The organism is Rhizobium sp. BK196 (assembly GCF_014193255.1).
In the GTDB taxonomy this organism is placed as follows: domain Bacteria; phylum Pseudomonadota; class Alphaproteobacteria; order Rhizobiales; family Rhizobiaceae; genus Rhizobium.
On record NZ_JACHZB010000007.1, the window covers coordinates 253,962 to 280,669 of the forward strand.

The following is a 26,708-nucleotide window of genomic DNA, read 5'->3' on the forward strand; positions in this document are numbered from 1 at the left end:
TCCTTCAGGCGATGATATCGGGGATGATCTGATCTTCCAGTTTGGACAACTTGTCCTTGATCACGAGCTTTTTCTTCTTCATGCGCTGGATGCGCAGAGCATCGCATCCCGTCTCGATCATGGCGTTGATCGCGGCGTCGTAATCCTCATGCTCCTGGCGCAGGCGCGCCACCATGAGCCTGATTTCCGCCTGTTCCTGATCGGCCATTTGCATTCCCCATGATCGTCTTCGGACCTTGTCCGGTCTGCCGATAATTTCCGCAAGCTCCTATCACCAAATAGAGGTAACGGGAAGTTAGTGTTGATCATGAATTTGCCGCTTAGTCTCCATCTTTTGGCCTTCGACAAGCATTCAAAAATGTGTCACAGTCCGCGCGTTGACACCTTGGATCTCCAGCAATGGATGGCTGGGGAAGGGTAAGAGGAAGGAAGGGTCAAATGACTGTTCAAGCTCATCTTGAATCGCTCCAGAAAAAGCATGTCGCTCTCGAGGAGGAGTTGCATGCCCTGAGAACATCTCCCTCTATTTCCGATACTGAACTTGCCGAATGCAAGCGCCGTAAGCTGCGCATCAAGGACGAGATCGAGCGTCTCAAGTCATCCGTCCATTGATCTTTCCAGGATATCGCCGGACATCAGTCTTGTGAAAGAAAAGGTAAATTCCCCAATTTCTAGTTTAGCAAGCAAGACCCGGTGAATAACCGAAATCAAGCGCCAGTCCCTTGCATGCGGCATCGGGCTGGCGTTTTTACGAAAAAGGGCGCCTTCAGGCCCAGAACTGATCCAGCCAGAGATTGAGCTTGTCGAAGCCGCGGTTATTGACCGTGTAGATGCGCTTCGTTCCCTCCGAAGTCACGGAAACGAGGTTGCTTTCGAGCAGCGCTTTCAGGTGTTGCGACACGGCGGGGCGGCTGATCGGCAGGCCCTCGGCAAGCTCATTGACCGTCTTTGGCGCGCGTCGCAATTCCTCCAGCAAGAACCGCCGGTTCGGATCGGCAATCGCGGCGAAAGGGTCCGTGTTCGACATCCCAAAAAGTTACGTCAAACAGGCGTATCCAGCAAGGGAATTGTGCATCGCAACGAAACGCATCCTATTCGAGCATGCCTTCACGCAGGATCAGGAAAGCAGCGATCAGTGCCATGGCATACATGAATGGGTAGAATATCTGCGGCTGCATGCGCCGCACACACCATGCCCCGGTAATCGTTGCCAGCGGGGCGAAGGGCAAGAGCGTGGCAGAGGCCAGAAGATTGCGGGTCTCGAACTGCCCAAGCGCAAAATACGGAACGAGCTTGACAGCATTCAAAATGGCGAAGAAGCGCACGCTTGTGCCGGTGAATTCGCGTGGCGGCAACTTGAGCGGCAGGGCGTAGATCTGGAAGGGCGCGCCGCCGGCATGGGCGACGAAACTGCCGTAACCGGAAAACGTGCCCCAAAGACTTGCCAGGACCGGGCGCTGGGGTCGTGGCGGGACGACTTTTCCCTTGCCGGGGCCGAAATTGTTCCAGAAGTAACGCAGGCAGAAGGCAACGGTGACGGTACCGATGAGAATGCGCAGCACGCTTCCCGGCACCAGAGCGGAGGTGGCCCAGCCGAAAGCGATGCCGAGAAGGGCGCCCGGTAGCATCATCTTCAGCGTCCTCCAGTCGCCATGCTGGCGCCAGATGACCAGCGATATCATGTCCATGAAGACGAGGATGGGAAGCAGGATCGCGGCGGCTTCGACGGGCGCCACGACGAGGGCGAGAAAGGGAAGACCGATCAGCGACAAAGCGTCGCCCATCCCGCCTTTGGCAAGCCCGACAAGAATGACAGCCGGGATTGCGGCGTAGTAAAATGACAGATCATGCGGCATGCTTTTGAAGTTCCTCCCCTTGCAAGCCCCCTCTATCGGAATTACTCACTCAAAACGAGTGCGGATCCGCCATAGAGCGGGAAAAACCGCCGCAGATGGAAAGACTTCATGACCGAACCGGAAAACCGCTGCCGCCTTGTTCTCGTTGTGCCCGATATCGCCGATGCCGATGAACGGGCGACGATCGTTGCCGATGCGTTGAAGGGCGGCGATGTCGCGTCCGTTATCCTGCCGCAATATGGTCTCGATGACGGCAGCTTTCAGAAACATGCCGAAAAGCTCGTGCCCATCATCCAGAATGCCGGTGCTGCGGCTCTGATTGCCGGTGATAGCCGCGTCGTCGGCCGTTCGAAAGCCGATGGCCTGCACATCACGGGACCGGCAAGCGAGATTGCCGATGCGATCGATCGTTATGCGGACAAGCTGATCGTCGGCGGCGGCAATGCCGCCGACCGGCATAGTGCACTGGAGGTCGGCGAGGAGCGGCCCGATTACATCTTCTTCGGCAAGCTCGACGGCGACATCAAGCCGGAGGCGCACCCGAAGAACCTGGCGCTTGCCGAGTGGTGGGCGTCGATGATCGAAATTCCGTGCATCGTCATGGGCGGCACTGATCCGGCTTCCGTGCTTGCCGTTGCGGAGACCGGGGCCGAGTTCGTGGCAATGCGCGTGGGGGTATTCGCAGAGCCGGCTCAGGCGCCCTCGATCGTGGCTCAGATCAATGCTTTGCTTGACGAAAAAGCGCCACGGTTTGAGGATTGATATCGCGCTTATGCCGATGCTCGCCCGCCCTTCGAGATGCGCTCTCCTTTGTATCACGGCCTTTCTGGCGGTCTGGCCGGAATTTGTGCTGGCACAGACAAATGAAGCGATCACCGAACCTTCTGCGGCACCCAGCCAGACGTTCCGTACCGACCGACCGCAGCCGCAGGGGATTGTACCGTCCGATGGTGTCGGGGTTTTCGATCGCATGGGTGCGAAGCTGCCCGACCTGCCGCCTGAAAAGGAATATACGGGTCCGGTCGACGAGGCGTTCGGCGCCTATCAGCGTGGCTATTATCTGACCGCCATGGACAAGGCGCTGCCACGGGCGCAACTCGGCGATCCGGCAGCCCAGACCCTGATCGCCGAAATCCTGTCGCAGGGCCTCGGCGTCAAGCGGGACATGAAGAATGCTGCCTTCTGGTACGGCAAGGCGGCGGAGGGCGGCGATCCGGCCGCCATGTTCAAATATGCGTTGCTCCTGATGGAGGGCAACAATGTCACGCGCGACAAGGCGAAGGCCGACGAATATATGCGCAAGGCGGCCGACGGCGGGAATTCGTCCGCCCAATTCAATTGGGCGCAGACCCTCGTTGCCGACAATCCCGGCAACAAGGGTCTGAAACTTGCCCTGCCTTACTATGAAAAGGCGGGAGAGCAGGGCGTCGCCGACGCGCAATATGCGGTAGCGCAGATCTATCAGCAGGTCTCAGACCTGCCCGAAGACAAGAAGCAGCTGGCCCGGGACTGGATGGCGCGCGCGGCGCGGGCGGGCTTCGATACGGCTCAACTCGATATGGGTATTTGGCTGGTCAACGGTGTCGGCGGGCCGAAGGATTACGTGCGCGGTTTCGAATGGCTGAAGCTTGCCGCCAACCGGGGCAATGTCGTCGCGCAGAACAAGCTCGCGCATCTCTACATCAATGCGATCGGTACGGCGCCCGATCCGATCGAAGCTGCCAAATGGTATGTCCTGTCGCGGCGGGCGGGATTGAGCGACCCCTCGCTCGAGGATTTCTATCTCGGCATCGAGGACGACCAGCAGAAGGCGGCGATCGAAGCGGCGAACAAGTTCCGCCGCATCAACTAGAGCATTTCCAGCGAAAACAGAGTCGCCTTCAATGCTCTACCTTATTGTTTTTCTGCAATTCCGGACGCAAAACCGGTTCCCACTTTTGCTGGAATTGCTCTAACCCGTGGCCCCTTCTAAAAAAGGGCGTCCTCGAACAGATCTTCGTCGCTCCGGACTTTGGCGGGCTCAGCAGGAGCCGCTGCCGTTGCTTGCTCGGTGGCGGGAATGATGTCGCGATGGACATTGCGTTCCTGGACCATGGTGTAGAGCTTGAAGATCGTGCGGTCGAGCGGAGCGATTGCTTCGGCGATGTCGGAAATATCGGCGATCTGGTCGCCGGCCGCGGTTTCCAGCACATCGGTGCAGCGGGCGAGCACGTCGCCGAGATCATGCTGGAAATCGAGCTTGCCGATCAGCAGGTTGATCGTGGTCGCGACCTCGCGGCCATGTTCGGCAAGCACCTGGAGTTCGTCTTCCATCAAGTTGGCGGCCGAGCGGATCGTGCTGACGGCCGAGGTGAGGCTTTCGGCAAGACCGCCATTCTTGGTGCCGGCGGCGGGGGCAACGCGCCCAGCCGAGGCTTCGAGCGCCGGCAGGCCATTGACGATGGCATCGGCTGAATCATCGAGCTTGCCGGCAAAGATGCGCAACTCGGCGGTGACGACGTTGATCGACTTGCCTTCCTCGCCGAGACGGCTGCAGCGCAGGTTGGTATTCAGCGCCATATAGTGAATATCAGTCTTGACTGCTCGGATCGCTTCGATTGACTGCAGAAGCGTTGCAGCAGTGCCGATCGTCGATTGACTGACCTGGTCGGCTTGACGGCTTGCCGTATCGACCTGCTTGACGATCTCATGGGCAGCGGAGACGCTGGATTCCAGCGCGCGCATGAAATTGCCGCCGCTGCCGTCGCTCTGACCGCTCATCTGGTCGCGCAATCGCAGAATTTGCTGCGTATCCTGGCTGAAGCTCGCGATGGTCTTTACGACGTTGCGGGAATCCCTTTGGAAGTCGGTGCACATCTCAGCCATCTGCGCGGCGGTCAGGTGGTGGATGACGTTCTGCAGCCGTTTGCGTGCATCGGCATCGAGCTTGGCGCCGTCTGCGCTCGCGAAGAAATTCTCCAGCAGCGAGAAGATACTCTGCACATGCTCGATGCGCTGGCGGGTAATGTCACCGATCTGCAGTGCCGAAAGCGTAGATGCGACTTTGCCCTGTACGCCGCGAGCGATGGCGCCTACCTCGCGGGCGATGGCGCCGAGGTTCTGACGGTGATCGGCAATCTTCTTTGCGTCGTCCTTAAGCGCCGTGGCGACTGCGGGAACGGTGCCGGCGTAGCTTTTGGACAGACTGTTGCCAAAGGAGAGGGCGAGCTTGACCTCCTTCAGCAGACTGTCCAGATGGCTTGCAAAGCGATTGACTTCGTCCGTCCCCGAATAGATGCGCTCGAGGATTTCCTGTGCGAAGCCCGCGAATTCGGCGAGACCCGCACCCGTTATCTTTACCGTGACTGCGAAGGTGCGCAGGTAGCGCATCGTCTCCTGCATATCCGCGACGTGCCGGTGCAGTTCCGAGCCCGTTTGGGCCAGTGCCGTCAGAGCCTGCTGACGGTTTTCCTCAGCGCCGGGAAGCTCAATCAAGTTCTGAACGGTCGCATTCAGATCGGCGCTGGTGTCACTCGCCTCATTGGTGTCCAATGCCTTGGTGAGCTGGTCCAGCGACGTCAACAGACGATTGAGGACATCCATCACCGAAAGCAGAACGGTGCCACCTTCGAGGAAACGTTCCTCGACTTGAGCGCGGGCCGATTCCAGGGTCAGGCTGATATCTGACCCTGAGGCGTAGAGCGCAGTCTGTGCCGATGACATCGTGTTTGTCACATTTGTACCTTTACTTCTAAACACAGGCAATTTGATTCTATTTTTACGGGCAGGATGGAAACGGCAGGTAAACGCCGCAGACTCGTCAACGTTGTGATTAACAACGCTTAAAAGAGTTCGGCGAAATTTGATGCGTACCGTTTACATCTGGATTATCTATATGTTTTTACGACTTATTTTATAACATGAACATGCATCAGTATAAGTTATCTTGGATGAGAAATCAGGGAGTCCGGACTCGCTGTAATTGCAATTTCCTACAACCGCTGTTTACGCGCTGTTAAGCCTGTCATGAGAGTCCTTTTGGGGTCGTTAAGTATTCTCCGACCATGGAGGCTGCATTGAATACTCAGGCGCAATATTTCGAATCTATATCGCTTCCCGAAGTTCTGAGCATTCGTACTGCTTCAGAAGTATACGCGAAGATTATCGATCAATTTCGCGACAGTAATAACATTATTCTAAGCCTTCCCGAAAACGCGGAAGCGGATCTGAGTTTTCTTCAGCTCGTCGAAGCCGCCCGTCGTCAGGCAAAAGCGACAGGCAAGACTCTCACGCTTTCGGCTCCGGCCAGCGGCTCGCTTCTCAAGGTTCTTGAGCGTGCCGGATTTGCGGAAGCCTTCGATCACGAAGACACAAAGTTCTGGTTGCATAAAGAGGTGACGCTATGAGCGCAAACATCCTGACCGTCGACGATTCCGCCAGCATCCGGCTGACCACCAAGGTCACGCTCACCAATGCAGGCTATGCAGTCACCGAAGCCGTCAATGGCGCCGAGGGCCTGGCGATTGCCAAGAGCGGCAATTTCGACCTGATCGTCACTGATCTCAACATGCCCGTCATGGACGGGCTGACGATGATCGAGGAGCTGCGGAAACTGCCCGCCCAGGCCGGCGTGCCGATCATCTTCCTGACGACGGAGTCCGATGCGGACCTCAAGGCCCGTGCCAAGGCCGCCGGCGCCACCGGCTGGCTCACCAAACCGTTCGATCCGGAAAATCTCGTTAAGATCGCGAAGAAGGTTCTGGGCAGATGAGTTCGCTTGATCCAGTCGCAGTCTTTCGTACCGAAGCGGCCGAATGCCTCGAGGCGATCGAAGCCGGCCTTCTCGACCTGAACCACGACCTCGAAAACAAGGATCTCGTCGACGCCGTGTTCCGCGGCCTTCACACGTTGAAGGGCTCGGGGGCAATGTTTGGCTTTGAGGCGCTAGCCGCTTTCACCCATCATTGCGAGACGGCCTTCGACCGTGTTCGCAAGGGTGAGGTTCCGGCAACCGCTGAGCTCGTCGCTGCCGTGCTCGCCGCGCAGGACCATATGCGCGCCCTCGTCGAACAGCCCGACGCGGATCACGGCGATACCGGTCACAAGCTGCTTGCACAACTCCAGGCCGCCGTCGGCGGTAAGGCCGAAGTCAAAGAAGCCGTCGCCTCCGCTGCTGCCGCGCCTGCGGCGGCCGCTCCTACCAAGAAGAAAACGACCTGGGGCATCCGCTTCAGCCTGCCGGCGAATTCCATGGCTAACGGCACCAATCCGCTTGGTCTTCTGGATGAACTGCGCGATCTCGGCGAATGCACAGTCCGCGCAAACACATCAGGCATTCCGCAGCTCGACGATCTGGTTCCAACTGAGCTTTACGTCTCCTGGGACGTCATTCTGACCAGCGAACAGGACCGTTCGGCGATCGACGACGTCTTCATCTTCGTCATGGATGACATGGAGCTCGACGTTCAGGAAATCTCCGATCCGCAAGCCGCATCTGCCGAGACAAAGAGAGATGGAGCTCCCGCTCCGGTCGCCCCGGTTACGCCAGCCCCGGTCGCATCCGCGCCAGCCGCCGCTCCGGAATTCCGACCGGTCGAGGCGGTTCCGGTGAAACGCGAAACGGCTCCCGTTCAGGCGGCAGCCCAGGCAAAGGCACAGGAAAACGTCCGCGTTCCGGCAGAGCGTCTCGACGAGCTGATGGACCGCGTCGGTGAACTCGTCATTGCCCAGTCGCGCCTCAGCCAGCTGGCAAGCTCCAGTTCGGATATTGCCCTGCGCTCGGTTTCGGAAGAAATCGAACGTCTCTCCGGCGAGCTGCGCGACACGATGATGGTGTTGCGCATGGTGCCCGTCGGGACGCTCTTCTCACGCTTCCGCCGCCTCGTCCATGATCTTGCGCGTGAAACCGGCAAGGTGATCGAACTCGTCACCGAAGGCGAGACCACCGAAGTCGACAAGACCGTCATCGAGCGTCTCGCCGATCCATTGGTTCACCTCGTTCGCAACTCGATCGATCACGGCCTCGAGCCGCCTGCCGAACGCCTTGCTGCCGGCAAAACGGAAGCAGGAACTGTGACGCTTGCCGCCCGTCAGTCCGGCGGCGAGGTCATCATCTCGATCAAGGATGACGGCCGCGGCATCAACCGCGATCGGGTTCGCGCCAAGGCGGAATCCTCGGGGCTCATCGCGCCTGGCCAGCCGCTTTCCGATCAGGAATTGCTGCAACTCATCTTCGCACCGGGCTTCTCTACGGCTGCAACGATCACCAATCTCTCTGGTCGTGGCGTCGGCATGGACGTCGTCAAGAAAACGGTTGAGGCGCTGCGCGGCGCAATCGAGATCGTCAGCCTGCCGGGGCAGGGCTCGGAAGTCTCTCTCCGCATTCCGCTGACGCTTGCCATCATCGACGGCCTGCTCGTTCGTGTCGGTTCCGGTCGTTATGTCATCCCACTCTCGGCGGTCGAGGAATGCCTCGAACTGTCGCTCGAAGAAGATCTTCGCTCGCGTGGGCGCAGCTTCATCTCGCTGCGCGACAGTCTGGTGCCGTTCCTCAGGCTTCGCGATCTCTTCCGTACCGGCACCAAGCCGGACGTGCATCAAAAGGTCGTCGTCATTTCGACGGGCACCGAACGTGTCGGCCTCGTGGTCGATCAGATCATCGGCGACCACCAGACGGTCATCAAGTCGATGTCGAAACTGCACAACGACGTGGCGACCTTCTCTGGCGCCACCATTCTCGGCGACGGCAGCGTCGCCCTCATTCTTGACGTCGGGCACCTCGTTGCCGCGGGTCAGCAACAGGAGGCGCAATTGCGCGTGGCAGGATGAGCACAGCAGCAACAGCCGAAAAATTAGACAAGCACTGGAAATACGCCGAGGAAATCGAAGTTCTGACCTTCGATCTCAATGGCGAAACCTTCGCGCTGGAAGCTGTCATCGTCCAGGAAATCCTGGATCTGCTTCCCGAGACCGCGGTGCCGGGCAGCCAGCCCTTCGTCGCCAGCGTCATCAACTTCCGCGGCAAGGTCATTCCGCTTGCCGATCTTCGCCTCGCTTTTGGGATGGAAGCTTCGGAAGCGACGATCGACAGCCGCATCATCGTCATCGAGGTCGATCTGCAGGGGGAGCAGACCCTGGTGGGAATGCGTACCGACAAGGTGAACGAGGTGACGACCTTGACGAGGAGCGCCAGTGAACCGCCGCCAAGCGTGGGCATGCGCTGGCGCGCGGATTACATCAACTGCCTGGTCAAGAGGGATGGCGAGTTCATCATCCTCCCGAATTTGCAAGCAATTTTTTCATCGAGGCATGAGACGGCGGGGGCCGTCAACTAGCCGGCGGCCAATTATTGAGGGGTTAAGACGATGCGATTGACGATCAAGACAAAGCTGGTGACAGCGTTCACTTTTATCATTCTCATGCTCATGGGCACTGCCGCCTACGGCATCTTCAGCCTCGGTTCGCTGAACGACACGATCGGCAATCTTCTTGCTGGTCCCGCTGCGCGCCTCGACCTGGCGCAACAGATCAATATCGCCCAGCTCGAAGCCATCCGCCAGCAGAAGAACCTCCTGACGGCGCGTAATGCCGACGACGCTTCCGGTGCTATCGAAAAGGGCAACAAGGCTCGTAAGGATTTCGCCGATGCCTTCGCTGCCGTGACGAAGCTTGCGACCGAGCAAGGCAAGGCGCGTTGGGAACGCGTTGCCGAACTCTCTAAGGCATTCAATCAGGCTGACGACCAGATCCGAAATTTCATCAAAGACGGCAATGTGGACGGCGCCAACAATGTCTCGGTCACGACGGCTCGCCAGGCGGCCAACGATATCGACGCCACACTCGATGAAGTTCTGACGCTCGAAAAGCAGCGCATGAAAGAAGCCGATGATAGCGCCGATCAGCAGTATGCCACGACGCGCACGACGATGATTGCGGTTGCTGCCGTAGCGTTGCTGATTGCCGGCCTCACTGCCTTCTGGATCGCGAATACTATCAGCAAGGGTCTCAGCCGCGCCAACACCGTTGTCCGCGAAGTTGCCGAAGGCGACCTGACGAAGATGGCCGAAATCACCACGCATGACGAAATCGGTGAACTGCTCGGCAACGTCAATGTCATGATCGAACGCCTGCGCGGCGTCGTCGCCGACGCCTTGTCCGCCGCCGATAATGTTTCATCGGGCAGTCAGGAACTCTCGGCCAGCTCCGAGCAGGTCTCGCAGGGTGCGACAGAGCAGGCTGCTTCGGCTGAAGAGGCATCCGCTTCGATGGAGCAGATGGCTGCCAACATCAAGCAGAATGCCGACAATGCTGCCCAGACCGAGAAGATCGCCCGCCAATCTGCCAAGGACGCGGAAGCTTCCGGGGATGCTGTCAACCGCGCCGTCGATGCGATGCGCACGATTGCCGAGAAGATCGGCATCGTCCAGGAAATCGCCCGTCAGACCGACCTTCTTGCCCTGAATGCCGCTGTCGAAGCTGCGCGTGCCGGCGAACATGGCAAGGGGTTTGCGGTCGTCGCCTCGGAAGTCCGCAAGCTGGCTGAACGCAGTCAGTCTGCAGCCGCTGAGATCTCTTCCATGTCGAGCGACACCGTCAAGGCCGCACGCGATGCCGGCGAAATGCTCGGCCGTCTGGTTCCTGACATCCGGAAAACCGCCGAACTGGTCTCGGAGATCAGTGCCGCCTGCCGCGAGCAGGATATCGGCGCCTCGCAGATCAACGAGGCGATCCAGCAGCTCGACAAGGTGACCCAGCAGAATGCCGGCGCCTCGGAAGAAATGTCGGCTACTTCGGAAGAGCTTGCCGCTCAGGCCGAGGAACTGCAGGCTTCAATTGCCTTCTTCAAGGTCGATGCGGCAGGTGCGACCCGTGCCGGCGTACGGAAGACCGTTACAAAGACGGCTGCCAAGGTGGTCAACGGTTCCGCCGCTGCCCCACGCAAGCCAGCTCCGGCGATGCATAACCACAATCAGGGCCACACCGTTGCTTCCCAACAGGCACGCGCCAAGGGCTTTGCTCTGGACATGTCGATGGGCGGCCCGGACGCCGGTGACGACGATTTCCGCGAAAGCGCCTGAGTGGTTTCGTTGAAATGAAGACTGCCGCGGACCTCTGGCCCGTGGCTTAAGGAAATGCCCGACGTGTGTATGCGTTGGTATCGATCGGCAGATGTCCGCCTGCCAGCTTTAAGAGACAGGCGGAGCATCGGGTTTCCCCGAAAGTGGGATCTTCCGCAGTCAGACGCGCTGCGGTTTTGCAAGCCGATCGTGAACTCCCGCAGGGGTCCGTAACGATGGACATGCGGAGCAAGCGACGATGGCCTCCAGCAATTGAACGTGCCCGCAATGCATGCCGCCAAAAGCGGCAGAATGACGACCCATGCCCGAACTTCGAGTCATGCATCCAGCTCTGTCGATCACCTTCAAGGAAGTATTCAAATGCGCTTCACCATTAAACTGAAACTGGGTCTTGCCTTCGGCTTGATGACCCTCTTGTTGGTCGGCATCGCCGTTTATGGCAGCATGAGTCTCGGCTCTTTGAATGATGCCAGCGGTGCTATGATCGATGGGCCTGTGCGCCGTCTTGAACTCGCGCTGACAGCCAACGTGGCCGAAGTCAACGCCATTCGCGCGCAGAAAAATGCCCTGCTTTCAACCGATCCGCAGACGTCGTACGGATTCTACAAGGAGGCCGATCAGAACCTGCAGGCGATGCTTGAGTCCGTCAACGACGGCCACAAAATCGCTTCGCCCGAAGGCAAGCCCTATTGGGAAAAGTTGCAAGGCATTGGTGCGAAATTCCGTGAGAAATCCGCTGAACTTCAACAGCTCGACGCCAAGGGCGATCAGGCCGGTGCCCAGGCCCTCTCGCTTGGCGAACTGCGTGACATGACGAACGATATGGGCGAAGCAATTGCCGCCCTTGTCGAAATCCAGCGCAAGGGAATGAAGGCGACTAACCAGGCCAACGACGATCTTTATAACTCTACCAAACTGATCCTCAGCGTTGCATCGGGTATTGCCGTGTTGATCGCGCTGAGCGCTGCCATCTGGATCATGTTTGGCATCAGCAATGGTCTCAAGAAGATCGCGACTGTCGCAAAGGCCGTTTCAATCGGTGACCTCGACCAGAATGTTGCCGTCAAGACCAATGACGAAATCAAAGATCTGATCGAGACCGTCAATGTCATGACGGCCAATCTGCGCAATACCGCAGAACTTGCCGACAAGATCTCTATGGGTGACCTGTCCGTCGATGCCAAGCCCCTGTCGGACAAGGACGTTCTCGGCATCGCGATGCGCAGCATGGTGACGAATCTGCGCACAACGGCGCAGATAGCCAACCAGATCGCTAACGGCGACCTGACCGTCTCTCCGCAGCCGCTGTCCGACAAGGATACGTTGGGGATCGCCCTGGAGCAGATGGTGGAGCGCCTGCGCGGTGTCGTTGCCGATGCGATTGCCGCAGCTGAAAACGTCTCGTCCGGCAGCCAGGAACTGTCGGCGAGTTCCGAGCAGGTGTCGCAGGGCGCAACAGAGCAGGCGGCCTCGGCTGAAGAAGCGTCCGCGTCGATGGAGGAGATGGCCGCCAACATCAAGCAGAATGCCGACAATGCCGCCCAGACCGAGAAGATTGCCCGCCAGTCCGCCAAGGATGCGGAGAATTCCGGTGATGCCGTCAACCGTGCGGTGGCCGCTATGCGCACGATTGCCGAGAAGATCGGCATCGTTCAGGAAATCGCCCGTCAGACCGACCTGCTCGCCCTGAACGCCGCCGTGGAAGCTGCTCGTGCCGGCGAACATGGCAAGGGCTTCGCAGTGGTCGCTTCCGAAGTGCGCAAGCTTGCCGAACGCAGCCAGTCGGCAGCAGCGGAAATCAGTGCGATGTCAGGTGATACGGTGAAGGCAGCGCAGGAAGCCGGCGACATGCTCGGGCGCCTGGTGCCCGACATCCGCAAGACGGCCGAACTGGTGTCCGAAATCAGCGCCGCCTGCCGTGAACAGGATATCGGTGCAGCCCAGATCAACGAAGCGATCCAGCAGCTCGACAAGGTGACGCAGCAGAATGCCGGCGCTTCCGAGGAAATGTCGGCGACCTCCGAAGAACTGGCGACCCAGGCTGAGGAACTGCAGGCGTCGATCGCCTTCTTCAAGGTGGATATGGCCGGCAACCGCCTGTCGCGCGCTCCGGCTGCCAAGGTGACGGTGCGCACACCGGCTCCGGCCGCAGCCCGAAAGCCGGTCGCCAAGAAGACCGCACCTGCCAATACGGTCGCCGCCCAGCAGGCACGCGCCAAGGGCTTTGCTCTCGACCTTTCCATGGGTGGCCCCGACGACGGCGATGCCGAGTTCAAGGAAAGCGCCTGAGCACTTTCCTGATTGATCCCGTCAGGGGCCTCGCATGTGGCCCCTGACACGAGCTTTCGGGGCCTAGGAACGCCGGACGGGATGCTTTGCTGCATGAGGCGGCAACAAGGAAACCATCATTCAAATTATTTATGTCGCTTTCAAATAGGGGTATTGCGATGCGCATCACGATCAAGCTCAAGCTCGCAGCCGCATTCGGCTTCGTCATACTGTTGCTAGTGGGTAGTGCAGTCTTTGGAATTATCAGCCTCAGTTCGCTGAACGATGCCGTTGGCAACCTGATCGCAGGCCCTTCAAAAAGCCTGGAGCTGGCTCTGGAGGCCAAAGCTGCCGAGCTCGATGCCATCAGGTGGCAGAAGAACGCCCTTCTGGAAACGGATCCTGAAGCGGCCAAGAAACACTACGAAAACTCGGCAAAAAGCATGGATGAAATGCTCGCGTTCGCGACAGGCGGTCAGCAGATCGCAATGGCTGACAGCAAGCCGACATGGGACAGGCTGATCGAGCTGAGCAAACGTTTCGTTGATGGTTCCAACAAAGTCGCCTTGATCCAGGAAAGCGGCGACAGGGCAGGGGCCACGGCTTATTCCGGTGGTGAGGTTCGCGCCATCGTCATGGAGCTGGAAGACGTCTTCACGGCGCTTGTCACTCATCAGCAGAAGGCGATGACCCAGGCCGACGACGATACGGAAATCCTCTACGGCAACACCAGAAACTTGCTGATCGGCATTGCCATCGGCGCTTCCGTCATCGCTTTTGCCGCCGCACTGTGGATCGCGCTTGGCATCAACAGTGGCCTGCGCAAGATCATGAACGTCGCCAGCGCTGTCGCCATCGGCGATCTGAACCAGAAGGTCGAGATCAAGAGCAACGACGAGATCAAGGATCTGGTGAACACGATCAACGTCATGACGGATAATCTGCGCAATACCGCTGGCATCGCGAACGAGATTTCGAACGGTGACCTCAGCGTTACACCGAAACCGCTCTCCGACAAGGATACGCTCGGCATTGCCATGCTCGGCATGGTGAACAACCTGCGCGCCACCGCCGATGTTGCCAACCAGATCGCTGAAGGCGACCTCTCGGTCGAGGTCAAGCCGCTTTCAGCCAAGGATACGCTCGGCATCGCGATGCAAAGCATGGTCACCAATCTTCGTGCCACCGCCGATATTGCCACGCAGATTGCTGCCGGCGATCTGACCGTTTCTCCGAAGGCGCTCTCGGCCAAGGATACACTCGGCACTGCGCTCGAACAGATGGTGGAGCGCTTGCGTGATGTCGTCGCGGATGCAATTGCAGCCGCCGAGAATGTTTCGGCCGGCAGCCAGGAGCTTTCGGCGAGCTCGGAGCAGGTATCGCAGGGCGCCACCGAGCAGGCCTCTGCGGCCGAGGAAGCTTCCTCCTCGATGGAAGAAATGGCTGCCAACATCAAACAGAACGCCGACAATGCCGCCCAGACGGAAAAGATCGCCCGTCAGTCCGCCAAGGATGCGGAGATGAGCGGCAGCGCCGTTTCCCGCGCCGTCGAAGCCATGCGTACGATCGCCCAGAAAATCAGCATCGTTCAGGAAATCGCCCGCCAGACCGACCTTCTCGCACTCAACGCTGCCGTGGAGGCTGCTCGTGCCGGCGAGCACGGCAAAGGCTTTGCCGTCGTCGCTTCCGAAGTGCGCAAGCTTGCCGAGCGCAGCCAGTCGGCAGCAGCCGAAATCAGCGCCATGTCGAGCGATACCGTCACGGCCGCCCAGGAGGCAGGCGATATGCTCGGCCGCCTGGTGCCTGATATTAGAAAGACGGCGGAACTCGTGGCGGAGATCAGTTCGGCATGCCGCGAACAGGATGTCGGTGCGTCGCAAATCAACGAGGCGATCCAGCAGCTCGACAAGGTAACCCAGCAGAATGCGGGTGCTTCCGAGCAGATGTCTGCGACGTCGGAAGAGCTCGCTGCCCAGGCCGAGGAACTGCAAACGTCCATCGCCTTCTTCAAAGTGGACACGGCGGGTGGCAAGGCAATGGCGACGGGTGGCCGTCAGGGCCGCGCACCGGCCGCCAAGGTGACCACACGCCCGGCTCCGTCTGCGGCCCGCAAGCCGACCGGCAAGGCGGCTCCCGCCAACGGCGTTGCTGCTCAGCAGGCCCGCGCCAAAGGTTTTGCCCTCGACATGTCCATGGGCGGACCAGACATGGCGGACGATGATTTCCGGGAAAGTGCATAGCCTCTTCCCGGCGGACGCATCGGGGCCGCGGCAACAGCGGCCCCGTTACAGCCGGCGCATGGAAGCGCCGGGGCACACCGGCTCAGCCGGCAACGCATGAAGCGTTTTTACGGCGGCACAATGTGTCATTTCGCGGGATATCCGCTGCAGTCCTAAAGGGGGCTTGGAATGCGCTTCACGATCAAACTCAAACTGGGCCTGGTGTTCGGTTTTATCGTTCTCCTGACCTGCGCCATGGCCGGTCTTTCGATCTATAATCTCTCGTCGCTGAATAACGACATCACGGTCATGGTTGCCGGTCCGGTGGCCAATCTGCGCGATTCCGGCGACCTCTCCGATGCCGTGATGCGTTCCATCCGCGCCGAAAAGGATGCGATCATCAACACGGATCCGAGCAAGATCGCCGGCTATGTCGATGAGATTTCGCAGCAGCGCGAACAGATCAAGACACTGCAGGCTCGCCTTGCCACTTCCGAAGATACTGACATTAGGAATGGCATGGCTCAGTTCGGCGACCTCTACGGCAAGTGGACGGCGCTGCAGGATCGCGTTGCCGACCTCGCCAAGCAGAACACCAGCGAATCCAACACCCAGGCCGGCGTCATTTCGATGGGCGAAGGCCAGGCGGTAACAACCCAGCTTCTCAGCATTCTCACCAAGCTGAATGACACCGTGACCGGCAATGTCGCCGAAACCGACGCCGCCACCAACGATCAGTATGCGCAGTCGCGCAACATGCTCGTGATGATGACGATCGGCCTGATCATCGTATCCTCTGCTGCTGCCATCTGGATCCTGCTCAATATCTCCCGTGGCCTCAAGCGCGCAGTCCAACTCGCGGATGCGGTCAGCATTGGCGATCTCGAACAGGACATTGAGCACAGGAGCAACGACGAGATCCGTGACCTGGTCAATTCCATGACGCGGATGACCGGCAATCTGCGCACAACGGCGCAGATCGCCAACCAGATCGCTAACGGCGACCTGACCGTCTCTCCGCAGCCGCTGTCCGACAAGGATACGCTGGGGATCGCCCTGGAGCAGATGGTCGAGCGCCTGCGTGGTGTCGTTGCCGATGCGATTGCCGCAGCTGAAAACGTCTCGTCCGGCAGCCAGGAACTGTCGGCGAGTTCCGAGCAGGTGTCACAGGGCGCAACAGAGCAGGCGGCCTCGGCTGAAGAAGCGTCCGCGTCGATGGAGGAGATGGCCGCCAACATCAAGCAGAATGCCGACAATGCCGCCCAGACCGAGAAGATTGCCCGTCAGTCCGCCAAGGATGCGGAGAATTCCGGTGATGCCGTCAACCGGGCGGTGGCCGCCATGCGTACGATCGCCGAGAAGATCGGCATCGTTCAGGAAATCGCCCGTCAGACCGACCTGCTCGCCCTGAACGCTGCTGTCGAAGCTGCACGTGCCGGCGAACATGGCAAGGGCTTCGCAGTGGTCGCTTCCGAAGTGCGCAAGCTTGCCGAACGCAGCCAGTCGGCAGCAGCGGAAATCAGTGCGATGTCCGGCGATACGGTGAAGGCAGCGCAGGAAGCCGGCGACATGCTCGGGCGCCTGGTGCCCGACATCCGCAAGACGGCCGAACTGGTCTCCGAAATCAGCGCCGCCTGCCGTGAACAGGATATCGGTGCAGCCCAGATCAACGAAGCGATCCAGCAGCTCGACAAGGTGACGCAGCAGAATGCGGGTGCTTCCGAGGAAATGTCGGCGACCTCCGAAGAGCTGGCGACCCAGGCTGAGGAACTGCAGGCCTCGATCGCCTTTTTCAAGGTGGATACGGCTGGCAACCGCCTGTCGCGCGCTCCGGCTGCCAAGGTCAGCGTCCGCACGCCGGCTCCGGCCGCAGCCCGAAAGCCGGTCGCCAAGAAGACCGCAGCTGCAAACACGGTCGCCGCCCAGCAGGCACGCGCCAAGGGCTTTGCTCTCGACCTTTCAATGGGTGGCCCCGACGACGGCGATGCCGAATTCAAGGAAAGCGCCTGAGCGTCCGGGTCCTTTCAATCTATTAACAGGCGTCTCCGATAATGGGGGCGCCCGAATCCAAGGAAAGCGGTTGATCATGGCAACAACATCTCTGGAAGCCCAATTCGTGACCTTCAGCCTCGGCGAAGAGATCTTCGCCGTTCCGGTGGAGGTGGTGCGCGAAATCCTCGACTATGCGGAAGCGTTCAAGATTCCGAATGGTCCCGACTATCTGCTCGGTCTGCGTGACGTGCGCGGCCAGGGCGTTCCGACGATCGATCTGCGCCTGAAGCTCGGCATGTCGAAAACCGTGCCGACGCCGCATACGCGCGTGCTGGTTCTCGACGTTCCGATGGAAAATCGCCTTCTGACGCTCGGCCTCGTTGCCGATCGCGTTTTCGAAGTGACGCCCTTCCGTCGCGATCAGATCGAGTCCGCACCTGATATCGGCGTACGCTGGCGTTCGGATTACATCGCCGGTGTCGTGCGCCGCGAGAACGGCTTCGTCGTCATAATCGACCTTGCCCGACTTCTGTCGGGCGAGGATGCCACTGTCCTGCAATCGGCCGCCTGAGGCCTTCAAAACCTGTTCGGAGCGTCACGTTTTATGAGTATGGCTGCGGTAGAAACCCAATTGCCGGGTGACAGGATCAGCAAACGTAATTTCGACAAGCTGGCTCGGTTCATCTACGACTATAGCGGCATCAAAATGCCGTCGACAAAGCTGACGATGCTGGAGGGTCGGCTGCGCCGGCGCTTGCGCGCTACGCGCCATGCGAGCTTCGACGATTATTGTGATTTCCTGTTCAACGAGGGCGGTCTCGATCAGGAGGCCGTCTATCTGATCGACGTCGTGACGACCAACAAGACTGACTTCTTCCGGGAAGCCAAGCATTTCGAATATATGCAGACGATCGCACTGCCGACGCTCGCCGACAGCGGCTTGCGGACGATCCGCACATGGAGTTCTGCCTGCTCGACGGGGGCCGAGCCCTATACGATGGCTATGGTGTTGGCCGAATTCGTCGAGAGTCGCAGCGATGTTTCCTATAGTGTACTGGCGACCGATCTTTCCACCGATGTGCTGCAGACCGCGCGAAAGGGTATTTATGCGGAAGATCTGGTCGCTCCAGTGCCGCGCGACCTGCAGAAGAAATATGTCATGGTTGCCAAGCAGCAGGGTCGCCGTGAGGTTCGCATCTCGCCGAAGCTGCGCAGCCGTGTCGGCTTTGCTCGTATGAACCTGATGGATGAGAAATATCCTGTTGGTGACATGATGCACCTGATCTTTTGCCGCAACGTGTTGATCTACTTCGACAAGCAGACCCAGGCGGGCGTCCTCGGCCGCCTCTGCGATTGCCTCGCTAAAGGAGGATACATGTTTATCGGCCACTCGGAATCGATCACCGGCTTCGACCTTCCCTTGAAGCAGGTTTCAAATACGGTGTTTCAGCGTATCTGAGAGGATTTCATGAATAAGAAGATCCGTGTCCTCATCATCGACGATTCCGCCAGCGTTCGGCAGACGTTGACGAAGGTTCTGGAGGGAGATCCGGACATTGAGATCATGGGTGTCGCCTCCGATCCCTTTATGGCGGCGCGCAAGATTCAGGAAGAAATCCCCGATGTGATTACGCTCGATGTGGAAATGCCGCGCATGGACGGCATCACCTTCCTGCGCAAGCTCATGTCACAGCGGCCCATCCCGGTCGTCATGTGTTCGTCGCTGACGGAAGCAGGTTCGGAAACACTGCTGCAGGCGCTGGAGGCTGGAGCTGTCGACGTCATCCTGAAATCGAAGATCGGTGCGGCCGACAGTCTCGCCGATGATGCAATGCGTATCCGTGAAGTGGTGAAAAGCGCTTCGCATGCACGGCTTGCGAATGTGCGCCGCGCTGCAGGCCGCGTCCGTTCGGCTTCGGCGGAAGGGCCGGCCAAGAAGCTGACGGCCGATGCGATGCTGCCGCCACCAACTGGCCGGGCCATGGCGAAGACGACGGAAATGGTCGTCTGCGTCGGCGCTTCGACGGGCGGGACGGAAGCCCTGCGTGAGTTCCTGGAGGCATTGCCGGCCAATGCGCCGGGCATGGTCATCGTCCAGCATATGCCGGAAAAATTCACCGCGGCATTCGCCAAACGTCTCAACGGTCTTTGCGAAGTGGAGGTCAAGGAGGCGGCCGATGGTGATCCCGTGTTGCGCGGTCACGTGCTGATTGCGCCGGGCGACAAGCATATGCTGCTGGAGCGGCAGGGCGCGCGGTATTACGTGTCCGTCAAGCCAGGACCGCTAGTTTCCCGCCACCGTCCGTCTGTTGATGTGCTGTTCCGTTCCGCTGCCCGTTCGGCTGGCTCGAACGCCATGGGGATCATCATGACGGGAATGGGGGACGATGGTGCGCGCGGCATGCTGGAAATGCATCAGGCCGGCGCCTACACAGTTGCCCAGGACGAGACCAGTTCAGTCGTCTTCGGCATGCCGAAGGAAGCGATCGCCAAGGGCGGCGTCGACCGTATTCTGCCACTCGACCAAATCGCCCGCGAAGTGCTGATCACGCAGCAGAAATCCTGAGTTTCGAACACTGAAGGGAACGGCGGCGCATCTGCGCCGCCTTTCGCTTGTCAGCATCAGGCCAGATAACCGCCGTCGATCGTCAGACTGGCACCGGTGATGAAGGAGGCTTCCGGGCTGGCGAGATAGGCGGCGAAGCTGGCGATTTCCTTGTCCTCGCCCATGCGGCCGAGTGCCATCAACTGTTTCAGCATCTCATGGCTGGCTTCGTTTGAGTTCATGTCCGTTGCCGTCGGACCTGGCTGGATGTTGTTGACGGTGATGCCGCGCGGGCCGAGGTCGCGGGCGAGGCCGCGCGTCATGGCGGCGACAGCGCCCTTGGTCATGGAATAGACCGAAGAGGTCGGGAAGCCACTGCGGTCGGCGACGATGCTGCCGATGGTGATGATGCGCCCGCCCGCTCTCATGTGGCGCACGGCAGCCTGCGTACCGGCGAAGACAGCACGCACGTTGATTGCAAACATGCGGTCGAAGTCTTCGAGGGGGAAATTCTCTACCGAATTCAGCATCAGAATTCCGGCACTGTTCACAAGGATGTCGATGCCGCCGAATGCCGAGACAGTCTGATCGACCGCATCCTGAACGGCCTTCGGATCGGCGCTATCTGCCTTGATGGCCAGCGCCTTCGCACCTTTTGCTTCTATCTCGGCAACGATGGCCTTCGCCTTGTCGCCGGAGGCGGAATAGGTGAAGGCAACGGTTGCGCCATCGCTGCTGAGGCGGCGGACGATTGCGGCACCGATACCGCGCGAGCCCCCGGTTACGACTGCGATCTTGCCGGAAAGTGGTTGAGACATTTTGGCTTCCTTTCTTTTTGGACTGTTTGATCTATAATTGGGCATACGAAATCGGATTGAGAGTTCCAGCACTTTTACCGGAGGCTTCGGATGGCGAGGCGGGCTATTCCGCGGAGCGTTTCGCGAGAGGCGCCGTTGCGGGCACTGATCTTCATGCCCGAGAGGGTCGAGCCGAGAAACTGAACGGCGTCGGTGATGTCGACATCATCTGCGACCTCGCCCCGCTTCTTGCCTTCCTCGAGGATTGTCTGCACTGTGGATGAAAGCAGGCGGGACGCCTTGTCGGTCAGCGCCGAGACCTCCCTGTCCGTGCGTCCGAACTCGCACACGGCGCTGACGCCAAGGCAGCCATGCCCGGCTTCGGTTTCCGGACGGGAGGCGAAGGCGATGAGCATTTCTTCCAAAGCTTTCAAAGGTGCCATATCGCGGCGCAGATCGGCCACGATTTGAGAGACGCTGTCGAGATTGTAACGGTCGAGCGCTGCCAGATAGAGGCGGCGCTTGTCGCCGAAAGTGTCGTACATGCTTTGCCGGCTGATCTTCATGGCCGACAGCAGCGCATCCGTCGACGTGCCCTCGTAGCCGTGTTCGGTGAACACGGTAATAGCCGCCTTGAGTACGGTGTCGCGATCGAATTCCTTGTGTCTTGCCATAATGTCTCAATAAGGTTTATGGACTTATCTGTCCAGAATAATTGGGAACTATCCTTTCGTACTGCAACCCTGCCATGCGGCATTCCCCTTGAAATTTCCCTGATTTTGTGGTCTTGAGGCCGCCAATCTATGCAGCGCTGTCGCTTCCGGCGTTCAGGGACATATCCCGCCCCTGACAGCGCGTCCCGTATTATCCAAGGAAAATGCCCACATGGCCCGTTCAGCTCTTCTCAATGTCATGGTTCAGGCTGCCATCAAGGCAGGCAAGTCGCTGGGGCGTGATTTCGGGGAAGTGCAGAACCTGCAGGTATCCGTGAAGGGACCGGGCGACTTCGTTTCGAATGCCGACCGCAAGGCCGAGAGGATCGTCAAGGAAGAGCTTCTCAAGGCTCGTCCGACCTATGGCTTCCTTGGCGAAGAGAGCGAAGAGATCAAGGGCACCGACGGCGCGCACCGCTGGATCGTCGATCCGCTCGACGGCACGACCAATTTCCTGCACGGTATTCCGGCTTTTGCCGTTTCGATTGCGCTCGAGCGCAACAATGAGATCGTCGCAGGCGTAGTCTTCAATCCGGCTACCGACGAGCTCTACACTGCCGAGCGTGGCGGTGGCGCGTTCCTGAACGATCGGCGTCTGCGCGTCGCCTCGCGCCGGGTGCTTTCCGACAGCGTCATCGGCTGCGGCGTGCCCCATCTCGGCCGCGGCAATCACGGTAAGTTCCTGATCGAGCTGCGCCATGTCATGGGCGAAGTCGCCGGCATCCGCCGCATGGGCGCTGTCTCGCTCGATCTTGCTTATGTGGCCGCCGGTCGTTTCGACGGCTTCTGGGAGGCGGCACTGTCGCCCTGGGACATGGCTGCCGGCATTCTGCTCATCCGCGAAGCGGGTGGTTATGCGACTGACTGGGACGGCGGGGCGTCAATTCTGGAGACCGGTGCGATCATAGCCGGCAACGAGCATATCCACAAAGCGCTCACGGAAGTCGTCAAGCGGCCGGTTCCGATCAAGTGACGATCCGGGCAACAGCCTGTTGTAAAGTCCGGCTTTTCGCCTGCGCATACTTCAATTTGGCACAATGTTGATCTAGTCTTCGGCTGTAAAGAGTCCGGAGGCCGAGGAACCTATGGAAAATGTGAATGTGGCTGAGTTCGGCTCGACCGAGAAGACGGCCGGTGGCTACGCTTACAAACTCTCCAGTCCGATGTCGTTCTTTTGGACGATGGTGCTGTTCCTCATCATCGTGGGCTTCATAGCGGCGATCCTGTTCCGGCAGACACAGACTGCCTTCATGCATAATCCGGGCCTGAACGGTCTCATCGTTGGCGTTCTTGCCGTTGGAATCATTCTCGTTTTCAATCATGTATTGTCGCTTCGGCCGGAAGTACGCTGGTTCAATTCTTTCCGCGCTGCTGGCAGTGCGGAGAAGGTGAACCGCCATCCGCGGCTGCTTGCGCCGATGCGGGCGCTGATCGGAAATCGTAGCAGGTCCGGGGTTGCATTATCGACCACAGCGCTGCGCTCCATTCTGGATTCGATTGCCAACCGCCTCGACGAGTCGCGTGACGTTTCCCGCTATCTCATCGGCCTGCTCGTCTTCCTCGGCCTGCTCGGCACCTTCTGGGGCCTTATCGGCACAATCGGCTCGATCAGCTCTGTCATCCAGTCGCTCGATGCCGGCTCGAATGGCACGGGCGATGTGCTTTCGACGCTGAAGGAAGGGCTCGCAACGCCACTTTCTGGCATGGGCCAGGCTTTCTCGTCCTCGCTGCTCGGTCTTTCGGGTTCGCTGATCCTCGGGTTCCTCGATTTGCAGGCCGGACGTGCGCAGAACCGTTTCTATACGGAGCTGGAAAACTGGCTCTCCTCCATTACCGATGTCGGCTCGGACATCCCGGTGCCGGCGCTCGATGGCGTTTCCGGCGGCTCCTCGGAAGATATGAAGGCACTGTCGGAATATCTGCGAAAGGTCGCCGAAGGGGACGGCGCGTCCAGCCAGCGGTCGGTCGCCGCCATGGCGAGCCTTGCCGAAGGCATCCAGGGCCTCGTCAAGAACATGCGCAACGAGCAGCAGATGCTGCGCGACTGGATCGAGGTCCAGCAGGACGAAGCAAAGGCGATGCGCCGCACGCTCGATCGTCTGGCTGAACGCATCGGCGTCCAAGACCGCGGCAGCGACAGAGCGCGCGAACGGTCCGTCCATGTCGAAAAGAGCGAGGGCAAGTAAGCCATGCCTCTTGCCCGCAACCGCCGCCACCAACGCGCGGTGGACTACTGGCCGGGCTTCGTCGATGCTCTATCGACGCTGCTCATCGCCATCATGTTCATCCTTACGGTTTTCGTTGTCGGCCAGTTCATTCTCAGCCGCGAAATCAGTGGCCGCGACGAGGTGCTGACACGTCTCAATGGCCAGATCAACGAGCTCACGCAATTGCTGGCGCTGGAGAAGGGCAGCAATCAGGATCTTCAGGATTCCGTTGCCAATCTGCAGGCTTCGCTTGCAAGTGCCGAAGGCGAGCGTACGCGATTACAGGCGCTTCTCAGCGCCGGTGCCGGCGGCCAGGATGCGGCAAAGCAGCAGATCGGAACGCTGACGCAGCAGCTCGATGAGCAGAAGCAGGTCAGCGACCGTGCCCTCAGTCAGGTCGAGCTCCTCAACCAGCAGATCGCGGCACTACGCAGCCAGATCGCCGCTGTCGAGGCCGCACTTCAGGCTTCCGAGGAGAAGGATCAGACCTCGCAGACGAAAATCGCCGATCTCGGCCGCCGCCTGAACGTGGCGCTGGCTGCGCGCGTGCAGGAACTCAACCGCTACCGGTCGGACTTCTTCGGCCGCCTGCGTGAAATCCTGTCCGACCGCGACAACATCCGCGTCGTCGGCGACCGTTTCGTCTTCCAGTCCGAAGTGCTGTTTCCATCCGGCGGTGCCGACCTCAATCCAGATGGCCAAACGGAGATGGCAAAGCTTGCCGCTGCCTTGCTGGACCTCGCCAAGGAAATTCCGCCTGAGATCAACTGGGTTCTGCGCGTCGATGGCCATACGGACAATGTCGCGCTGTCGGGCTCAGGCCGCTACCGCGACAACTGGGAGCTTTCATCCGCCCGCGCGATTTCAGTCGTGAAGTTCCTGATCGCGCAGGGCGTGCCCGCAGACCGGCTCGTTGCGGCAGGGTTTGGTGAGTTCCAGCCGATTGCACCGGGCGATACGCCGGAAGCTCGCGCCACCAATCGCCGTATCGAGCTCAAGCTGACCGAGAAATAACGGCCTGAAGTTTGCCGGTGAGGAAGGTGCGGACGGCGGGACTGTCGCTGAGGCCGATCGCTATCCTGTAAGCTTCTGCCGCGGTATCGCTTTCGCCAAGGTCTGCCAGCAGATGAGCCCGCACCGCCCAGTAAGGCTGGTAGCTGGCGATGCCTCGCTGTTCCAATCCGTTCAGCAGCGCGATAGCCGGGGCCGCGCCATCGACCCTGCCGATCACGGCGGCATGGCTGACCTGGGACCCGAGTGTCGGCTTCATCGCGATGAGCGCTCGGTAGAGGGTGACGAGCGCCTTCCAATCGGTCGTACCCGTCCGGCGGCGCGTGGCGTGGACGGACTGGATCGCCGCCAGGCACTGGAACGGACCGAAACGGTCGAAGGTGCCTGCCTTCCTCAAGAATGCATCGGCTTCGGCCATCATGATTTCGTTCCAGAGACCGGTATCCTGCTCCTCAAGCGGTATGTAGACGCCATCGCTATCACGCCGTGCGTGTCTTCTCGCCTCGCAATAAAGCATCAGTGAGAGTAGCCCGACGACCTCCGGCTCCTCGGGCAGGATGGTCATGAGTGTGCGGCCAAGCCAGATCGCTTCATCGGTCAGGCCCGTGCGACTGTCTCCTTCACCATCGAGACCGTCCCAGCCGAGCCCGTAGGCGGCATAGATTGCCGAGAGCACGTCTGCCAGCCGTTCCGTCAGGATCTGCCGCTCGGGAATGGTGAAGGGAATGCCGGCCTCGCGGATCTTGGCCTTGGCCCGCACCAGGCGTTGGCTCATGGCATCCGGGGAGATTACGAAGGCCTGCGCGATTGTCTTCGCATCAATGCCGAGCACGGTCTGAAGCATCAGGGGCGTGTGAACGGACAGATCAATTGCCGGGTGTGTGCAGGCAAAAAGCAGCTTCAGCCGTTCATCGGAAAAGTCGGCGTTTCGTGCATCGTTCATGCGCTGCTCGGCCTCCTCGACGGCCAGCGCAATCGTCTCGTTGGCATTGTCGCGCACGGTTCGATGGCGGGCAGCCTGTATGAGGTTGCGGCGGGCTGCGGTGAGAAGCCAGCCCTCCGGATTGTCGGGAATGCCGCGCTCGGGCCAGACCCGCAACGCGGCCGCCAGCGCATCAGACAGGGCGTCCTCCGCGGCCGGAACGTCGCGGGAGCGGGCGGCAAGGAAGGCGATGAGTTTGCCGTAGGATTGCCGTGCCACCTTCTCGGCGGCACGGCCCGCATCTGATGTCACAACGGCCTCACGCGACCTGCAGCCGGGGCCGTATTTCCACCGAGCCCTGTTCGGAGACGGGAACCCGTGTGGCCCATGCGAGCGCTGTATCGAGATCGGGCACATCGATCACATAGAAGCCGCCGAGCGATTCCTTGCCCTCCGGGTAGGGGCCATCCTGTACATCGTGGTTCTCACCCTTGCGACGCACAATCGTGCCTGTCTCGGGCGGGGTCAGGCCGGCACCGGCGGTCAAGATCCCGGCTTGCACCAGTGCTTTGGTATAGGCCGTCCAGCCATCGCGGTAGGCAGGGTCGCTGCGGCGGACGAAGTCTTCTGCGGATTCACGAATGATAAGGGCGTATTGCATCAGAAACTCCTGATCCTCTAGGGGCGTTTGACCGGACAAGCCGCATGTAAGGCCGAATTCGCCCATGCTGCAATGTTCCGGTGGCGCGGCCTCAAGCCGTTCCGAAACAATGAGGTCTCAGTCGTCCTCATTTCGACATTGCGATCGAAAAAACCGATGACAGAGAAATGCGCAAAAAATACGCTGAGTAGGGAGTGCTGGGAGGCGACCGAGCCGCCTCCGTTTCCGGTCAGGCTTCCGCCTTCGTCTGATCCACGACATCGGCGCCAGACGAATTCTTCTTGATGGATTCGATGGCGTTCATTGCGGACGCCTTCGCCTTGTAGCCTTCGGACGAGAACATGGTCTCGCCGTTCGATGCCTTGAAGCGGAAGCGGAAATCACCGGTCTTATCCTTGTAAACTTCAAATCTGTACATGGATCCCTCCTGGTAAGCTGAAATTGTCCATCAGCCTTCCGAA

Annotated in this window: 26 protein-coding genes; 17 read left to right on the plus strand and 9 right to left on the minus strand. The window is 59.8% G+C overall.

Features of this window, described 5'->3' with window-relative positions; genetic code table 11:
* Positions 1–4: 4 nt before the first annotated feature.
* A complete protein-coding gene (locus FHT78_RS22405; protein WP_007826473.1) occupies positions 5–208 on the minus strand; it encodes a DUF465 domain-containing protein in 204 nt (67 codons plus the stop codon).
* A gap of 230 nt (positions 209–438) precedes the next feature.
* On the opposite strand from FHT78_RS22405, the gene FHT78_RS22410 reads away from it, so the two are divergent.
* Complete coding sequence (locus FHT78_RS22410; RefSeq protein ID WP_007826474.1) at positions 439–612, plus strand: DUF465 domain-containing protein; 174 nt, start codon at positions 439–441, stop codon at positions 610–612.
* 154 nt (positions 613–766) lie between these two features.
* Here the strand turns inward: FHT78_RS22410 and FHT78_RS22415 are convergent, their stop codons facing one another.
* Both FHT78_RS22415 and FHT78_RS22420 read right to left on the minus strand, forming a co-directional pair.
* The gene (locus tag FHT78_RS22415) at positions 767–1,027 is read right to left on the minus strand and encodes a metalloregulator ArsR/SmtB family transcription factor (protein ID WP_025669780.1); all 261 of its coding nucleotides are present in this window, start codon (positions 1,025–1,027) and stop codon (positions 767–769) included.
* 64 nt (positions 1,028–1,091) lie between these two features.
* Positions 1,092–1,856 (minus strand): sulfite exporter TauE/SafE family protein, encoded by a 765-nt coding sequence (locus FHT78_RS22420; RefSeq protein WP_183748768.1) that lies wholly within the window; start codon positions 1,854–1,856, stop codon positions 1,092–1,094.
* A gap of 108 nt (positions 1,857–1,964) precedes the next feature.
* Here FHT78_RS22420 and FHT78_RS22425 point away from each other — a divergent pair, with 108 nt between their 5' ends.
* Entirely contained in the window at positions 1,965–2,618 is a 654-nt protein-coding gene (locus FHT78_RS22425; protein WP_183748770.1) for a thiamine phosphate synthase, read from the plus strand.
* A gap of 10 nt (positions 2,619–2,628) precedes the next feature.
* Positions 2,629–3,708, plus strand: a complete 1,080-nt coding sequence (locus tag FHT78_RS22430) for a tetratricopeptide repeat protein (RefSeq protein ID WP_183748772.1) — start codon at positions 2,629–2,631, stop codon at positions 3,706–3,708.
* A 116-nt stretch (positions 3,709–3,824) separates the two neighbouring features.
* Here the strand turns inward: FHT78_RS22430 and FHT78_RS22435 are convergent, their stop codons facing one another.
* Entirely contained in the window at positions 3,825–5,558 is a 1,734-nt protein-coding gene (locus FHT78_RS22435) for a chemotaxis protein (protein WP_183748774.1), read from the minus strand.
* A 353-nt stretch (positions 5,559–5,911) separates the two neighbouring features.
* Between FHT78_RS22435 and FHT78_RS22440 the strand changes: the two genes are divergently transcribed.
* From FHT78_RS22440 to FHT78_RS22490, 11 genes are all read left to right on the plus strand, one after another.
* On the plus strand, positions 5,912–6,241 hold the full coding sequence (locus FHT78_RS22440; protein WP_183748776.1) for an STAS domain-containing protein: 330 nt from the start codon (positions 5,912–5,914) through the stop codon (positions 6,239–6,241).
* The gene (locus FHT78_RS22445; protein ID WP_183748778.1) at positions 6,238–6,606 is read left to right on the plus strand and encodes a response regulator; all 369 of its coding nucleotides are present in this window, start codon (positions 6,238–6,240) and stop codon (positions 6,604–6,606) included. Before FHT78_RS22440 ends, FHT78_RS22445 begins: the two co-directional genes overlap by 4 nt.
* Entirely contained in the window at positions 6,603–8,663 is a 2,061-nt protein-coding gene (locus FHT78_RS22450; RefSeq protein ID WP_183748780.1) for a chemotaxis protein CheA, read from the plus strand. Before FHT78_RS22445 ends, FHT78_RS22450 begins: the two co-directional genes overlap by 4 nt.
* Entirely contained in the window at positions 8,660–9,169 is a 510-nt protein-coding gene (locus tag FHT78_RS22455) for a chemotaxis protein CheW (protein ID WP_183748782.1), read from the plus strand. Before FHT78_RS22450 ends, FHT78_RS22455 begins: the two co-directional genes overlap by 4 nt.
* 30 nt (positions 9,170–9,199) lie before the next feature.
* Positions 9,200–10,912 (plus strand): methyl-accepting chemotaxis protein, encoded by a 1,713-nt coding sequence (locus FHT78_RS22460; protein ID WP_183748784.1) that lies wholly within the window; start codon positions 9,200–9,202, stop codon positions 10,910–10,912.
* A 360-nt stretch (positions 10,913–11,272) separates the two neighbouring features.
* Positions 11,273–13,201 carry a methyl-accepting chemotaxis protein gene (locus FHT78_RS22465; RefSeq protein ID WP_183748786.1) on the plus strand — a complete coding sequence of 643 codons (1,929 nt, stop codon included), beginning with the start codon at positions 11,273–11,275 and terminating at the stop codon, positions 13,199–13,201.
* A gap of 158 nt (positions 13,202–13,359) precedes the next feature.
* Positions 13,360–15,420 (plus strand): methyl-accepting chemotaxis protein, encoded by a 2,061-nt coding sequence (locus FHT78_RS22470; protein WP_183748788.1) that lies wholly within the window; start codon positions 13,360–13,362, stop codon positions 15,418–15,420.
* Between the two features lie 168 nt (positions 15,421–15,588).
* Entirely contained in the window at positions 15,589–17,409 is a 1,821-nt protein-coding gene (locus FHT78_RS22475; protein WP_183748790.1) for a methyl-accepting chemotaxis protein, read from the plus strand.
* A 76-nt stretch (positions 17,410–17,485) separates the two neighbouring features.
* A complete protein-coding gene (locus FHT78_RS22480) occupies positions 17,486–17,962 on the plus strand; it encodes a chemotaxis protein CheW (RefSeq protein ID WP_183748791.1) in 477 nt (158 codons plus the stop codon).
* A gap of 33 nt (positions 17,963–17,995) precedes the next feature.
* Positions 17,996–18,850 (plus strand): CheR family methyltransferase, encoded by an 855-nt coding sequence (locus FHT78_RS22485; protein ID WP_183748792.1) that lies wholly within the window; start codon positions 17,996–17,998, stop codon positions 18,848–18,850.
* Positions 18,851–18,859: 9 nt separating this feature from the next.
* Positions 18,860–19,957 (plus strand): chemotaxis response regulator protein-glutamate methylesterase, encoded by a 1,098-nt coding sequence (locus FHT78_RS22490; protein WP_183748793.1) that lies wholly within the window; start codon positions 18,860–18,862, stop codon positions 19,955–19,957.
* A gap of 56 nt (positions 19,958–20,013) precedes the next feature.
* On the opposite strand, the gene FHT78_RS22495 is transcribed toward FHT78_RS22490, so the two are convergent.
* Both FHT78_RS22495 and FHT78_RS22500 read right to left on the minus strand, forming a co-directional pair.
* Positions 20,014–20,754, minus strand: coding sequence for a 3-oxoacyl-ACP reductase family protein (locus FHT78_RS22495; protein WP_183748794.1), 741 nt, complete (start codon positions 20,752–20,754; stop codon positions 20,014–20,016).
* A gap of 74 nt (positions 20,755–20,828) precedes the next feature.
* On the minus strand, positions 20,829–21,407 hold the full coding sequence (locus FHT78_RS22500) for a TetR/AcrR family transcriptional regulator (protein WP_183748795.1): 579 nt from the start codon (positions 21,405–21,407) through the stop codon (positions 20,829–20,831).
* Between the two features lie 211 nt (positions 21,408–21,618).
* Here FHT78_RS22500 and FHT78_RS22505 point away from each other — a divergent pair, with 211 nt between their 5' ends.
* The 3 genes from FHT78_RS22505 to FHT78_RS22515 all read left to right on the plus strand — a co-directional run bounded on the left by FHT78_RS22505 (position 21,619) and on the right by FHT78_RS22515 (position 24,667).
* Positions 21,619–22,419, plus strand: coding sequence for an inositol monophosphatase family protein (locus tag FHT78_RS22505; RefSeq protein WP_183748796.1), 801 nt, complete (start codon positions 21,619–21,621; stop codon positions 22,417–22,419).
* 112 nt (positions 22,420–22,531) lie between these two features.
* Positions 22,532–23,632, plus strand: coding sequence for a MotA/TolQ/ExbB proton channel family protein (locus FHT78_RS22510; protein WP_183748797.1), 1,101 nt, complete (start codon positions 22,532–22,534; stop codon positions 23,630–23,632).
* Positions 23,633–23,635: 3 nt separating this feature from the next.
* Positions 23,636–24,667, plus strand: a complete 1,032-nt coding sequence (locus FHT78_RS22515; RefSeq protein ID WP_183748798.1) for a peptidoglycan -binding protein — start codon at positions 23,636–23,638, stop codon at positions 24,665–24,667.
* On the opposite strand, the gene FHT78_RS22520 is transcribed toward FHT78_RS22515, so the two are convergent.
* The 3 genes from FHT78_RS22520 to FHT78_RS22530 form a co-directional block, all read right to left on the minus strand.
* Positions 24,648–25,898: a DUF6596 domain-containing protein gene (locus tag FHT78_RS22520; protein WP_183748799.1), complete on the minus strand. Its 1,251-nt coding sequence runs from the start codon at positions 25,896–25,898 to the stop codon at positions 24,648–24,650. The genes FHT78_RS22515 and FHT78_RS22520 overlap by 20 nt on opposite strands.
* Positions 25,899–25,905: 7 nt before the next feature.
* The gene (locus FHT78_RS22525) at positions 25,906–26,247 is read right to left on the minus strand and encodes a YciI family protein (RefSeq protein ID WP_183748800.1); all 342 of its coding nucleotides are present in this window, start codon (positions 26,245–26,247) and stop codon (positions 25,906–25,908) included.
* A 229-nt stretch (positions 26,248–26,476) separates the two neighbouring features.
* Positions 26,477–26,665, minus strand: a complete 189-nt coding sequence (locus FHT78_RS22530) for a YegP family protein (protein WP_183748801.1) — start codon at positions 26,663–26,665, stop codon at positions 26,477–26,479.
* Positions 26,666–26,708 lie beyond the last annotated feature (43 nt).

What these genes read in the sequence shown, in the direction of transcription:
- FHT78_RS22445 (WP_183748778.1), top strand. Translation starts at nt 6,238, where the DNA reads ATGAGCGCAAACATCCTGACCGTCGACGATTCCGCCAGCATCCGGCTG.
- FHT78_RS22405 (WP_007826473.1), bottom strand. Translation starts at nt 208, where the DNA reads ATGGCCGATCAGGAACAGGCGGAAATCAGGCTCATGGTGGCGCGCCTG.
- FHT78_RS22425 (WP_183748770.1), top strand. Translation starts at nt 1,965, where the DNA reads ATGACCGAACCGGAAAACCGCTGCCGCCTTGTTCTCGTTGTGCCCGAT.
- FHT78_RS22530 (WP_183748801.1), bottom strand. Translation starts at nt 26,665, where the DNA reads ATGTACAGATTTGAAGTTTACAAGGATAAGACCGGTGATTTCCGCTTC.
- FHT78_RS22510 (WP_183748797.1), top strand. Translation starts at nt 22,532, where the DNA reads ATGGAAAATGTGAATGTGGCTGAGTTCGGCTCGACCGAGAAGACGGCC.
- FHT78_RS22475 (WP_183748790.1), top strand. Translation starts at nt 15,589, where the DNA reads ATGCGCTTCACGATCAAACTCAAACTGGGCCTGGTGTTCGGTTTTATC.
- FHT78_RS22455 (WP_183748782.1), top strand. Translation starts at nt 8,660, where the DNA reads ATGAGCACAGCAGCAACAGCCGAAAAATTAGACAAGCACTGGAAATAC.
- FHT78_RS22500 (WP_183748795.1), bottom strand. Translation starts at nt 21,407, where the DNA reads ATGGCAAGACACAAGGAATTCGATCGCGACACCGTACTCAAGGCGGCT.
- FHT78_RS22435 (WP_183748774.1), bottom strand. Translation starts at nt 5,558, where the DNA reads ATGTCATCGGCACAGACTGCGCTCTACGCCTCAGGGTCAGATATCAGC.
- FHT78_RS22485 (WP_183748792.1), top strand. Translation starts at nt 17,996, where the DNA reads ATGAGTATGGCTGCGGTAGAAACCCAATTGCCGGGTGACAGGATCAGC.
- FHT78_RS22515 (WP_183748798.1), top strand. Translation starts at nt 23,636, where the DNA reads ATGCCTCTTGCCCGCAACCGCCGCCACCAACGCGCGGTGGACTACTGG.
- FHT78_RS22415 (WP_025669780.1), bottom strand. Translation starts at nt 1,027, where the DNA reads ATGTCGAACACGGACCCTTTCGCCGCGATTGCCGATCCGAACCGGCGG.
- FHT78_RS22495 (WP_183748794.1), bottom strand. Translation starts at nt 20,754, where the DNA reads ATGTCTCAACCACTTTCCGGCAAGATCGCAGTCGTAACCGGGGGCTCG.
- FHT78_RS22525 (WP_183748800.1), bottom strand. Translation starts at nt 26,247, where the DNA reads ATGCAATACGCCCTTATCATTCGTGAATCCGCAGAAGACTTCGTCCGC.
- FHT78_RS22465 (WP_183748786.1), top strand. Translation starts at nt 11,273, where the DNA reads ATGCGCTTCACCATTAAACTGAAACTGGGTCTTGCCTTCGGCTTGATG.
- FHT78_RS22420 (WP_183748768.1), bottom strand. Translation starts at nt 1,856, where the DNA reads ATGCCGCATGATCTGTCATTTTACTACGCCGCAATCCCGGCTGTCATT.
- FHT78_RS22490 (WP_183748793.1), top strand. Translation starts at nt 18,860, where the DNA reads ATGAATAAGAAGATCCGTGTCCTCATCATCGACGATTCCGCCAGCGTT.
- FHT78_RS22505 (WP_183748796.1), top strand. Translation starts at nt 21,619, where the DNA reads ATGGCCCGTTCAGCTCTTCTCAATGTCATGGTTCAGGCTGCCATCAAG.
- FHT78_RS22410 (WP_007826474.1), top strand. Translation starts at nt 439, where the DNA reads ATGACTGTTCAAGCTCATCTTGAATCGCTCCAGAAAAAGCATGTCGCT.
- FHT78_RS22430 (WP_183748772.1), top strand. Translation starts at nt 2,629, where the DNA reads ATGCCGATGCTCGCCCGCCCTTCGAGATGCGCTCTCCTTTGTATCACG.
- FHT78_RS22470 (WP_183748788.1), top strand. Translation starts at nt 13,360, where the DNA reads ATGCGCATCACGATCAAGCTCAAGCTCGCAGCCGCATTCGGCTTCGTC.
- FHT78_RS22480 (WP_183748791.1), top strand. Translation starts at nt 17,486, where the DNA reads ATGGCAACAACATCTCTGGAAGCCCAATTCGTGACCTTCAGCCTCGGC.
- FHT78_RS22450 (WP_183748780.1), top strand. Translation starts at nt 6,603, where the DNA reads ATGAGTTCGCTTGATCCAGTCGCAGTCTTTCGTACCGAAGCGGCCGAA.
- FHT78_RS22460 (WP_183748784.1), top strand. Translation starts at nt 9,200, where the DNA reads ATGCGATTGACGATCAAGACAAAGCTGGTGACAGCGTTCACTTTTATC.